Source organism: bacterium (assembly GCA_026416715.1).
Taxonomy (GTDB): Bacteria; UBP4; UBA4092; order JAOAEQ01; family JAOAEQ01; genus JAOAEQ01.
In genome coordinates, this window is record JAOAEQ010000011.1 from 1 (window position 1) to 12,184 (window position 12,184).

At 42.2% G+C, this 12,184-nt stretch carries 10 protein-coding genes; all 10 read left to right on the top strand.

The window, feature by feature from the left end:
* A partial coding sequence (locus tag N3A72_05950; protein MCX7919143.1) for a hypothetical protein occupies nucleotides 1–1,426 on the top strand: 1,426 nt, incomplete at its 5' end.
* Nucleotides 1,427–1,529: 103 nt separating this feature from the next.
* Entirely contained in the window at nucleotides 1,530–2,462 is a 933-nt protein-coding gene (locus N3A72_05955; GenBank protein ID MCX7919144.1) for a glycoside hydrolase family 130 protein, read from the top strand.
* Nucleotides 2,463–2,525: 63 nt separating this feature from the next.
* Nucleotides 2,526–3,722 carry a glycosyl hydrolase family 18 protein gene (locus N3A72_05960; GenBank protein MCX7919145.1) on the top strand — a complete coding sequence of 399 codons (1,197 nt, stop codon included), beginning with the start codon at nucleotides 2,526–2,528 and terminating at the stop codon, nucleotides 3,720–3,722.
* A 374-nt stretch (nucleotides 3,723–4,096) separates the two neighbouring features.
* Nucleotides 4,097–5,542, top strand: coding sequence for a hypothetical protein (locus tag N3A72_05965; protein ID MCX7919146.1), 1,446 nt, complete (start codon nucleotides 4,097–4,099; stop codon nucleotides 5,540–5,542).
* 320 nt (nucleotides 5,543–5,862) lie between these two features.
* Entirely contained in the window at nucleotides 5,863–6,357 is a 495-nt protein-coding gene (locus N3A72_05970; protein ID MCX7919147.1) for a ribosome maturation factor RimP, read from the top strand.
* 91 nt (nucleotides 6,358–6,448) lie between these two features.
* Nucleotides 6,449–7,732: a transcription termination factor NusA gene (gene nusA / locus N3A72_05975; protein ID MCX7919148.1), complete on the top strand. Its 1,284-nt coding sequence runs from the start codon at nucleotides 6,449–6,451 to the stop codon at nucleotides 7,730–7,732.
* 83 nt (nucleotides 7,733–7,815) lie between these two features.
* Nucleotides 7,816–10,218 carry a translation initiation factor IF-2 gene (gene infB, locus N3A72_05980; protein MCX7919149.1) on the top strand — a complete coding sequence of 801 codons (2,403 nt, stop codon included), beginning with the start codon at nucleotides 7,816–7,818 and terminating at the stop codon, nucleotides 10,216–10,218.
* A 92-nt stretch (nucleotides 10,219–10,310) separates the two neighbouring features.
* Nucleotides 10,311–10,589, top strand: coding sequence for a DUF503 domain-containing protein (locus N3A72_05985; GenBank protein ID MCX7919150.1), 279 nt, complete (start codon nucleotides 10,311–10,313; stop codon nucleotides 10,587–10,589).
* Between the two features lie 97 nt (nucleotides 10,590–10,686).
* Nucleotides 10,687–11,040: a 30S ribosome-binding factor RbfA gene (gene rbfA / locus N3A72_05990; GenBank protein ID MCX7919151.1), complete on the top strand. Its 354-nt coding sequence runs from the start codon at nucleotides 10,687–10,689 to the stop codon at nucleotides 11,038–11,040.
* Nucleotides 11,041–11,136: 96 nt separating this feature from the next.
* Entirely contained in the window at nucleotides 11,137–12,129 is a 993-nt protein-coding gene (locus N3A72_05995) for a DHHA1 domain-containing protein (GenBank protein ID MCX7919152.1), read from the top strand.
* Nucleotides 12,130–12,184: the final 55 nt, after the last annotated feature.

Sequence of the window (12,184 nt, forward strand, 5' to 3'; positions counted from 1 at the left end):
TGCGAGTATCAATGAACCGACATTTACCTGGAACGGAGGCGATGTGGTTGATTCGCTGGATTTCAAACAGCATTGGGTAACCTTTTTATTAGAGACATTCGATAATGAAATTAGCCAGTTGAATAAATCGTTCGGAACTCGGTATCGCAGTTTCGAAGATGTAGCGTATCTTCCGCGCGTGGTTTATTCCGGTGCAAATCATACGCATTGGTCAGGCATTCCCGGGAAGGGATTCAATTCGAACTATGAAGTTATTAAAACTCGGTTTAAACATTGGCTAATGCGACTTTCATTTCAGCGGATGTATGAAGGGATTAAAGAGGTTTGTGGTGATTATCCCATCATGGTGAAATTCAACTGGCTCAATATAGATACGATGGCGAAACAAGGGTCCGGCGCATATCTCGCTGCAGGGTCACCGTGGATTGATATCATCGGCTGGGATATGTATCCGTTATCATTAGGCATATCCGGTATCCCAGCGATTTGCGGTTCGAACGAAGTTGAAACGAAAGGAACGAACCCTGCGGATTATGTCCCAGCAATGACCAGTACCGCAGCGTCAGTTGCTCTGCTTGGGAAAGCGTATGCTAAACCGGCATGGGTTGCAGAAACTGCGTGTGGTTGGCGGAAGAAAGATGAAAACTTAATCGCTCAAATTACTGCAGCGAGTTTTCCGCTGATACTCGATATGGGAATAGACCAGATTCATTATTGGGCGGTTGCACCGTATCAACGTCCATCAGGTTCACCGCCGTATAACATGCAGGAGAAAACGAAATCCGCTAGAATTCGACCGGTTGGGAAAGTACTGGCAAACATTACCAAAAGATATCAGAATAAGAAACGGAGCGAATTTCCGCAGTTCGATGTTCTGTTAGCGTATCTGGAAGATAATGTTTTTCTCTATAACGCTACGGATGATGGCGCTTCTTGGGTAATCTGCAGGACGATTTGTGAACGATGCCATCGTGTAGGAATATTTGCCGTCGATGAAATGTTAACTCCGACGTTATTACCGCATGTAAACGCGTTAATGTTTTATGATGGATATTATGTAAGTGAACAGGATAAAACGTTAATAGAATCGTTAGAGAAACCGATTTTGGTTCTCGGTCATGCGTTTCCAACCAACCCGCTATTCGGGATGAAGTATGATTCGAAACCAGAGAAAGGAACTGACCCATATCGCGTTGAGAAGCCCCAGATGGTTCATTTACCTAATGGAAAGAAATTGATAGCAACCGAATTTTCGTTAATTACGCCACCGGAAGGAGCCGTGAGTTATCTCCGATGCCGGTATCGAAATAAAACCTACTATCCTTTTTTCAGTCTCGGGAATCGTATGGTTTTCGGATTCAAACTCGCTAATCCGATGGAGTATGGAGAAGTTATCCGGTGGTGGTGGGAAAATATCTCGCAGTAATACTTCAATGGAATATTCATGGGAAAATAGTTCAATGAGTTCCAGAAGTTAAATAGAGAGAAAATCCATTTTCAGCTTTTATTATCTTAGTGGAGGTAACAATATGCTTTATCCTAAAAAAGAGGTTGTTAAACGGTATCCGAAGAATCCGATTCTAACCCCGGCAGATTTACCGTTCGCCTGTTCTGGGATTTATAATTCTGGGGTAACGAAGTTTAATGGTAAATATCTGATGTTATGTCGAGTAGAAAGTATTGATATCCAGAATTATTTTTTTGTTGCGCTGAGTGATGATGGATATACGTTTAAAATTAACGAGAAACCGATTCAATTGCCAGACGACCCGGAATTTAAAGAGTATACTGATGAAATGATATATGACCCGCGCATAACGTTGTTAGAAGGGAACTACTATATTTGTTTTGCATGTCATAGTTCACATGGAGTACGGATAGGGATGCTGAAAACCGTTGATTTTGAACAGTTCGAGTGGTGTGGGTTTATCTCCGAACCGGATAACCGGAACGCGGTGTTATTTCCGGAAAAAATTAATGGACTATATGCGCGCCTTGACCGACCGATAGTGCCGAACGACCATGGTGATATCTGGATATCATATTCGCCGGATTTAAAATTCTGGGGATTATCGAAATGCGTTGCGCGGCATGGAAAACATGGTTCATGGCATTGGCTGAAAATCGGTGCGGGCGCAGTTCCGATTAAAACCAAACAGGGATGGCTAGAAATCTGGCATGGAGTCCATATACTTGCCCGGTATCAGTATGTCTATCATCTCGGGGTGATGCTTTTAGATTTGGATGACCCGAGTAAAGTTATCGCTCGGGCAAACGCCCCGATATTATCGCCAACTGAACTCTATGAACGGGTGGGATTAACATCGAACGTGGTATTCACCAGCGGAGCTATTGTTGAAGATAATGGTGAAGTTAAGATATACTATGGTGGTGCGGATACGGTGCAGTGTGTGGCAACCGCGCAACTCGATGATTTAATTCAAGCTTGCTACGAACGATAAAGATAAAAATGCTTTTCTTGCAAAGAACTCCAAGATACCGTATATCGCATAATATATCTTTTTATGTTTCGATATAAATCGTTGTTAGGTATCCTAGTTTATCTTGTTTTGACCGGGTGTATCGCTGGGGTTAGACTGTATCCTGCAAGAAATCACTATCGCGTGCCGGAAATTGCGGTCTGGATGCCGTTCTGGGATTGGGAACGCAGTTATGCGACTTTGCGGAAACAAGCGCAAGCGATCGATATCGTTATGCCGTTCTGGTATGATGTTAGTTCAACGGGAAACATTATCCCGGCGCAGGGGATCGCGGAAATGACACAAGCTGGAAAACTTAACCTTGATATGAAGCAATTTACCCGCTGGGCGCATCAGCATCAGATTAAAGTTATGCCGCTGGTGAGCAACGAGTTTAACGGGCAATTAATTCATCAGATATTAAGCGATGAAACACTGCGGAGTCAACATATTCAATCTCTGCTTGAGTTAGTTAAACAGAATAAGTTTGATGGACTCGATTTGGATTATGAAGGGATGCTTGCGGTAGATCGAGAACTATACCCTGCTTTTTTACGGGATTTAGCAGCGGAATTGCATCGGGAAAAAAAGAAACTATCCGTTTGTGTTCATGCGAAAACGTCTGAGCCTGGAGGTTGGGATGCGGTAATTGCGCAGGATTATCAAGCGATTGGGAAATATGCTGATATCGTTCGGATTATGGCGTATGATTTCCATTATGCGAGCGGTGAGCCCGGACCGATATCTCCGCCGGATTGGATAACCAAAGTGCTCCAGTTTGCTGTGACCCAGATTCCGCGAGAGAAAATTTCACTCGGTATCGGCATATATGGAATCAACTGGGCGAGTTCACCAACCGGATTCCGTGAGAAACCTGAATTGAAAGATGAAGAAGCGATGTATCTCGATGCGAAAAACCTAGCGAAAAAAGAACACGTACAGATAAATTTCGATTCGACCTCGCAAGAGTGTTGGTTCAGCTATACCGATTCGAGCACCGGGGTTCAACGAACAGTATGGTTTCTTGACCATCGCGGGTTCAAATCCCGCTGGCAGTTAGCGAAACAATATCGAGTTGGTAGTGTTAGTTTATGGCGCTTGGGTGGGGAAGACCCCTATCTATGGCGATATATTCGTGCGGATAAATTTATTGGGTTTAATGATTCTAGCGAATTCTGGCTATTCGAAATGGATAGACCATCACATACCCGTTTCGGATTAGAAATCATCTTCGGGAAATAAGATTCGTTTCGGAATGCAAAAGTTATACCTGGCGTATCGTTAACAAACTCAACTCACTTCCGCTATGAATAAACTAAACTTGCTTATAAAATATACTACCCAATTTGAGTTTAATTATTTAACTATCATATTGTTCGGTACGTATACAAGCGCGGCCTTCAAGCAGGATGAGATATCGCTACTTGAGAAGGTAAATTTTCGAACAGTATAATATCCAATGGCAATACTATATCGCTATAAAACGCCTAAGGTTATATGGCTGAGCAATACCATTAAATATGTTTAACAGTATTATTAGGCTAAGTTGTATAATGTTAGCGGTTTGTATAGTTATTTCGTTTACGATCTGGTTAATCTTGCACGAGCAAAAAATTGTGCAGCTAGGTGATAAGTATGGTAAATTGCAAGATGAGATTGAATATATCGAATCGCTCCCTATTAATGATCCCCGATTAGCTGAAGTTAGCAAGTTACAAGATGAAATTATCGAACTAGAAGATAAATATATTGAAACGGAACTTCAATTCGATGAATTCCATATTCGCGGTAAAATTATCCGTCGTTATGGTAATACGTTAGAAATCAGAGGAACAGCGAGACCGTTTCCGACAACAGGAAAACCAATCAAGGGGACTCTTTTCCAAGAAGGAAATATTCTTGTCAGGAATGCTAAACAAGAATTTATTCATGGTTCTCGGTATTTCGGTATTTGGGAACATTATTTTGTTGGAGAAACATATACGACTAACTCCACCGGTGGTAAAACTACTTTCTATGTTTTCACTCCTGAAAAGCCGTATCAACTGAAGAGGATTCGTAAGCTGATTGATGAAAAATGGCATCAGGTAGAAAACCAAAAAAATATAGTTTACCAAGAATACCGTTTAGACCAAAAACTAGAAAAATTAAACCGTGAATTAGAAAATGTAGAGTTCCAATTACATCGAACATTACCTACACGTCTTTTTAGAGAGTTAAAGAAGAATGATTATGTATATCGTTTATACTATTATATAGATTATTATCGAAATTTGAATCAGGTTCCATATTTAAAGCCGATGTTTTTTGAAATATTTTATAAAGGAAAACTAATTTATTCAGAATCCGCAGAACCATTTGGATTTATGGAACCATGTGGACTATGTGAAGAAATTAGAGATATTAATAACGATGGTATCCCGGAACTTGTCCTAACTCAAACACTGGCAGGTAATCCTGGCGGGACAGTACTAGAAATATTTGTGTTAGGGAAACAGTTAGAAAAATTATCTTTACCGTATGATGGTATAGCAGCAGGTTTTGCTACTATTTGGCTTGAAGATAGAGATGGTGATAACATTGATGAAATAATTATAGATGATATCCCAGAACCTTTTACATTTTTCGGAACGTGTAGGGCAGACAGTATAGCAAAAGTGGAACAAGTGTTTCGATACAAAAATCATACGTATTGTTTAGCGCCAGAGTTAATGAAAAAACCACCGCCTACCGTAGAAGAATTTCAACAGCATCTCGATGCAATAAAAAAAGAAATGATTCAGCCATCATGTGATTACTCAATCGGGGGTGATATTCCCGGTGTTCCTACCCCGTTCTGGAGTTATGTGGTAGAACTCATATACTCCGGTAATTTACAGGCAGCCTATGCTTTTTATGATCTAGCTTATCCTTTTATGGGAGAACGCAAAAAATATAGTTGGTTATTTTTCAAAACACAACTTGCTGAAGATCCATATTGGCCTACTCTTTGGGAATATTTAATTAGGAATAATTATGGTATTCTGCAAGCTCGTATTGATAGTGGAGTAATATTGGATTAGGGTTAAGGTAATTGACTATTACGTTGATTCCTCTCCCAAACAGGTAAGGATATTGTACCGCTTAGAAATAATTCAGAAATAATTAGGATTCAACGGTTCTGTTCCAAGTGGTATCTTGCAGTAGGGATTTAGTTGAACAAACCCTGCCCATAATCACTCAACGTTTCACGTATTGACTTCATTTTAATAGATTTTACTTGCTAACTAGGGGTTTTTTATGCTATTGTATTAAGTGATTAAAATTATGGTTACTCAATAAAAGAGTGGGACCAGAAAACCCACTCTTTTTTTTGTCAAGAACTACGATAGCGATATTCTATATGCCCAAACCGGAACCACAAGAGCTTGAATCGTGGATAATCCCGTTGGTTGAAGATATGGGGTTAGAGTTGGTAGATTTAGAGTTTGCCCGAGAACCGAAAGGATTCATCCTACGGGTATATATCGACCGACCGCAAGGAGGTGTAACGATCGATGATTGTCAAGCGGTCAGCGAACAGCTGAATTTCCGGTTGGATACTATCGAAGAATATAAACGATATAATATCTCATTGGTAGAAGTTTCATCTCCCGGACTTGACCGCAAACTAGACTCGGAGAAAGATTTTTTGCGAGAACGAGGGAAACAGATTCGAGTGATTGTTAAAGAACCGATTGGTAAGCAGAACACATTTTCTGGTATACTAAAAGATTATCGAAATGGACAAGTTTTACTCATTGAGCAGAAATCGAACCGAGCTATTGAACTAGCGATAGAAAACATTGCGGTAGCTCAGCTGGAAGTAGATTGGCGAACGTTATTTAGAAAGAAATGATTACCCCGAGTACGTAAACCGATTAGAGCGAATTGAATCTGTGTAATCTTCGCTAATAAATCTGTGTAATTGTGAATTGATGAGGTAAATTATGGAAGGATTAGTACAAACGATACGACAAATCAGCGCGGAACGCGGTATCGATCCCGAGACCATTTTTGCCGCAATCGAATCCGCGATGGTAGCAACCGCGCGGAAAAGTCTGCCACGCATGCGGAATCTTCGCGTTTCCGTTAACCGGGAAACTGGAACCGTACAGGTCTTCTCGACGAAACGCGTCGTTGAAGAAGTGAAAGATTATTATACCGAGATAAGCGTAGCGGAAGCGAAGAAAAAACTCGGCCGGAAACCGAAAATCGGTGAAGAAATAGAAGATGAAGTAAATCCGGATGTGCTAGGTCGAATAGCCGCACAGACCGCTAAACAAGTGGTCATCCAGCGGATCCGAGAAGCACAACGGGAAAATGTTTATGAAGAATATAAAACCAAAATTGGAACCATTGTTAGCGGGGTAGCGCTTCGTTCGGAAAAAGAAGGGACTATTATTGATTTAGGCAGAACTGAAGCGTTGCTACCGATTAAAGAGCAACCACGGGGTATGCGGTTACGACAAGGGGACCGGATTCGATGTTTAGTGCTTGATGTACGTCCATCCGCTAAGGGACCGCAAATCATTTTGTCGCGAACGCATCCGGATTTGATTCTCCGCATGTTCGAACAGCAGGTGCCGGAAATTGTTGATGGGATTGTTAAAATTCGTGCAATTGCACGGGAAGCAGGCGATCGGACGAAAATTGCGGTTGAATCTACAGATAAACAGATAGACCCGGTAGGCGCATGTGTTGGAACGAAAGGCGTTCGAGTCCAGGATATTGTGAAAGAACTGGTTAATGAAAAAATTGATATCATTCATTATAGCGATGACCCGAAAGTGTTTATCACGAATGCAATTAGCCCAGCAAAAGTTATTGATGTTAAAATAGATGAAGTGAATCATACCGCGTTAGTCATCGTTGCGGAAGACCAGTTATCATTAGCTATTGGGAAACATGGGCAGAACGCACGGTTAGCTGCACGATTGACTAACTGGAAAATAGATATTATCAGTGATAAAACGTTGCAGGAACATCCGAAGTTTCTTGAACCATACGAACGACAACCAGTTTCTGAATCATCAACTAAATCGGTTGAAAATTCTGAGATTAACCAGCTTGTTGGTCTCGGACCAAAACTGACAGAAAAACTTATTGAAGCGGGATATACAACCATTACCCAGTTAGCTGAAAGTTCGGTTGAATCATTAGCGCAAATCCCTGGTATCGGCGCAAAAACCGCTGAAAAACTCATTGCTACCGCTAAGAAAGCATTGAAATAAAATAGTAAACAGGTTATACGGCAGGTATACGGAGATCATTCATCCGTTTATTCCTGGAACAAAGTATCAGAATCGTTTTCAATATGAGTGAGAAAATAAGATTGCATCAACTAGCAAAAGAGTTGGGAGTATCTAGTGCTGAAATTGTAGAATTTTGTCATAAACTCGGACTGAAAGATATTAAAACGCATGCGAGTACGGTTGATGAACAAACCGCAAACCAGATTAAAGCGAAATATAAAAAACCGCCGGTAAAAAAACCGTCGAAACCAACGGAACAACCGGAAAAAAAACCAGGTGTATCGCAGAAATCTGATAAAGTTAAAAAAGATGAAATATCACTCGCTGCACCACCAGTTAAACCTGTCGAGAAAACGATACCACCGTCGAAACCGACTCAACCACAATCTGAACCTTCCCGTGCGGAAGTTAAACCGATTTATAGTGCGAGACCGACATCTGTTCCGGAAGCAAAACCAGTGGTTGAACCGTCATCTAAACCACCGGTATCGACTCCAACACCACAGCTGACACCAAAGAAACCAACTCCAGCGGTTAAACCGAAGTATGTTCAAATCCCGAGAGCGGAAACGCCACGGACTGCGCGCAGAAAAGAACAGGTCAGAATTCTTGAACCCAAAAGACCGGTTCCGCCAGCCCCAGCTCCATCGCCAGCGCCGGTAATTACACCGAGTAAACCAGCGGTTGATGAGATACCACCAAAACCATGGAGAAAAGTACAAATCGGTCTATCGCCAACCTTACATCAACTCGCAACGAAACTTGATGTGAAAGTAAACGATCTGATTAAAAAAGCGATGCAGCATAAATGGATGATTTCGATCAACCAACGGCTTGATGAAACCACGGCGAAAACGTTAGCGAGTAGTTTTGGGGTCGAGTTAGAATTGATTGATACCGAAAGTGAAGATTATCTATTAACGGAAGAACTCGACGAAGCGGATGCGCAATACAGTGAACCGCGTGCGCCAGTCGTAACCATTATGGGTCACGTTGACCATGGGAAAACTTCGTTGCTGGATGCAATTCGAAAAACCAACGTTACCGAAGATGAGTTTGGTGGGATAACCCAGCATATTGGCGCCTATGATGTCAGTGTTTCCGGAAAAGATATTGTGTTCTTGGATACGCCGGGACATGAAGCGTTTACCGCGATGCGTGCGCGTGGTGCAAAAGTAACCGACCTAGTTGTGTTGGTCGTTTCCGCTGTTGAAGGAGTTATGCCCCAGACGGTCGAAGCGATACATCATGCCCAAGCGGCACAGGTTCCGATCCTCGTTGCAGTGAATAAAATAGATTTACCGGAAGCGAATCCGATTCGGGTAAAACAGCAATTGATGGAACATAATCTGGTACCGGAAGAATGGGGTGGAAAAACTATTTTTGTTGAGGTTTCCGCCAAGAAAAAAATCGGGATTGAGCAATTATTAGAAATGATACTATTAGAAGCAGAAATGCTTGAGTTGAAAGGGAATCCGCGTCGTCGTGCGGTAGGTGTTGTTATCGAGGCGCGGTTGGATAAAGGACGCGGGCCTATCGCGACGGTATTAGTCCAAAATGGAACATTGAAAATCGGAGATGCGTTCGTCTGCGGTCTGTCGCATGGTAAGGTGCGGGCGATGTTTAATGATAAAGGTCAGCCGATACATAAAGCCGGACCAGCGAAACCTGCGGAAGTTATCGGATTTTCTGCGGTTCCTGCAGCCGGTGACCGGTTCCAAGCGGTATCCGATGAACGAATTGCGAAAGCGGTCTGTGCGAAACGGTTACTCGAAAGACGAGAAAAAGAATTACACCAGCGGCATCATGTTACTCTAGATGATTTATATACCCGGGTTAAAGCAGGTGAAATAAAAGAATTATTGATTATTCTCAAAGCGGATGTCCAAGGGTCACTGGAAGCATTACAATCCGCGTTATTGAAACAAAGTACGGACGAAATTCAGTTACGGATTATTCACAGTGCGGTTGGTGCGATAACCGAATCGGATGTATTATTAGCCTCAGCATCCGATGCGATTATTGTCGGATTCAATGTTCGTCCGGAACCGAAAGCGGTAGAACTTGCTGCCCAAGAGAAGGTGGATATTCGCATATATCGGATTATTTATGAAGCGATATCCGAGATTCGAGCAGCGCTAGTCGGAATGCTTGAACCAGAATATCGAGAAGTAGTTCAAGGTCGGGCGGAAATTCGGCAGGTATTTAAAACACCGAAACTAGGAAATGTTGCCGGATGTTATGTCAGTAGCGGTAAAATTTCACGGAATGCAAAAATCCGATTGATTCGCGATAATGTGGTAATCCATGAAGGGAATATCGCATCATTACGCCGATTTAAAGAGGATGTACGAGAAGTAACTGAAGGATATGAATGCGGTATCCTGCTTGAGAATTATAATGATATCCGCGAAAAAGATTGGATTGAAGCTTTTGTTCTAGAAGAGATTCCGCGTAAACTTTAACGAACGGATGCAAACAGATACTCGCTGACGGAGTTCACGGCATAGAGGTCTAATCTGTTTGAATGAGTTTCCATCCGTTTGAGTCGTTTGTGATGCATATCGGGTTGCTTCGAGTAGAACTGTATCTGCCGGTAAACCATTCCCTGAAAGGTAAACGGCAGATACTCAAGAGTATTAAAGACCGAGTTCGTGCGCTAAATATCTCGATTGCAGAGGTAGCGTATCAAGATTCATGGCAGCAAGCGATGCTAGCGAGTGTAACCGTGGCAAATGACCAGCGATTAGTTCATCAGACGTTGATGCAAGTAGTGAAATTGATTGCTAGTGAACCGGACTGTGAAATCACCGCACAACAAATCGAAATGTTGTGAGGAACAGAGATACCGCGAGCTCGACCTAATCGGAATAAGCACAGGTTTGATACATTTGAATGTCGAGATACGAAATTAAATTATTATTGGGATTATTATGTCGCATCGTATAGAACGAGTTCAGGCAACGATTGCAGAAGAAATCAGTCTGATTGTATTAAACGAATTGAAAGACCCGCGGGTTGAACGCGTAACGATTCTTGATGTGAAAATAAGTCACGATTTACGCAATGCAACCGTATATTTCAGTGTGTTAAGTGATGAACGTGAAGATATCGAACAAGCGCAATTAGGTTTAGAACATGCCCGAGGGTATATTCGTCGGCAATTAGGTGAGAAGGTGCGATTACGGTATATTCCCGAGCTAATCTTTCGGTTTGATGATTCAATTACCCGCGCGGCACGAATAACAGAATTGCTCGAGCAGATTAAACACGACGAAGAACCATAGGTTGTCTACCTAGCTTTAGATAAGGGTTAATGGAACGTCAGTGGTTATCTGCGCAAGCGGCGTTTCCTTCAGCTGAAGTCGGGTAGAAAAAATTGAATGGCTACTCAGTTTGAATCGGTTCAGGATACAATCGTTCAGGTGTTCAAAGAGAAACAATCGTTTCTTATTCTTTCACATATTTATCCTGATGGAGATAGTCTCGGTTCCTCGCTGGGACTAGGTCTATTTTTAGCTGAAGGGATGAATAAACAGGTTGATATTGGTATTGACGGAGCGATCCCTCGGCAATATCAATTTTTACCAGGTCAATATTTATTAAAACAACATGATAATCTTCGCACCGAATATGAGACAACAGTTGTTCTCGAGTGTCCAGACAAATCCAGATGCGGTTCGGTAGCGGAGAACGTCCGTCGGTTCGGACTCACGATTAATATCGACCACCATGATACCAATGTAAATTTTGCTGATTTGAACTATGTGGATATTGCGGCAAGTGCGGTCGGTGAACAGATATATTATCTCTTAACAAAACTAGATAGAAACAAGATTTCACGCGAGGTAGCGATATGTCTGTATACTGCAATCGTGACTGATACAGGTCGGTTTAGTTATACGAACACTACCCCTGCTGCGTTGATGATCGTAGCGGAATTATTGACGTTAGGGGTTAGTCCTTTTGACATCAACCAGAAGATATATGAAAATCGGTCGTTAGCATTAACACAACTGCTCATACGAATGCTCGGTACTATAAAACTGGTTGACGGTTCGCCGGTAGCAATCGGCTACATTTCGCAGCCGATGCTCCAGGAGACAGGAACTTCACCCCGTGATACGGAAGGGTTTGTTGATTATCTTCGTGCACTCGAAAATATTGAAGTAGCGATATTGTTTCAAGACCCGGGAAACGGGAAAATTAAGGTTAGTTTTCGGTCGAAAGGAAAGGTTGATGTTGCCCGGTTAGCTGCAGAATTAGCTGGTGGCGGCGGTCATAAAGCTGCTGCCGGTTGTACGATTCCCGGTACCCTTGACCAAGTGATCGATCAAGTTGTCTCGTTTATTAAGTCGCGTCTACCCTTGCGATAGATACGTTACCAAAATGGTTATGTGATAGATACAACCATATTCTAGGTTTCGGGAG

What these genes read in the sequence shown, in the direction of transcription:
- N3A72_05955 (MCX7919144.1), top strand. Translation starts at nt 1,530, where the DNA reads ATGCTTTATCCTAAAAAAGAGGTTGTTAAACGGTATCCGAAGAATCCG.
- N3A72_05960 (MCX7919145.1), top strand. Translation starts at nt 2,526, where the DNA reads ATGTTTCGATATAAATCGTTGTTAGGTATCCTAGTTTATCTTGTTTTG.
- N3A72_05970 (MCX7919147.1), top strand. Translation starts at nt 5,863, where the DNA reads ATGCCCAAACCGGAACCACAAGAGCTTGAATCGTGGATAATCCCGTTG.
- nusA (MCX7919148.1), top strand. Translation starts at nt 6,449, where the DNA reads ATGGAAGGATTAGTACAAACGATACGACAAATCAGCGCGGAACGCGGT.
- infB (MCX7919149.1), top strand. Translation starts at nt 7,816, where the DNA reads ATGAGTGAGAAAATAAGATTGCATCAACTAGCAAAAGAGTTGGGAGTA.
- N3A72_05985 (MCX7919150.1), top strand. Translation starts at nt 10,311, where the DNA reads ATGCATATCGGGTTGCTTCGAGTAGAACTGTATCTGCCGGTAAACCAT.
- rbfA (MCX7919151.1), top strand. Translation starts at nt 10,687, where the DNA reads ATGTCGCATCGTATAGAACGAGTTCAGGCAACGATTGCAGAAGAAATC.
- N3A72_05995 (MCX7919152.1), top strand. Translation starts at nt 11,137, where the DNA reads ATGGCTACTCAGTTTGAATCGGTTCAGGATACAATCGTTCAGGTGTTC.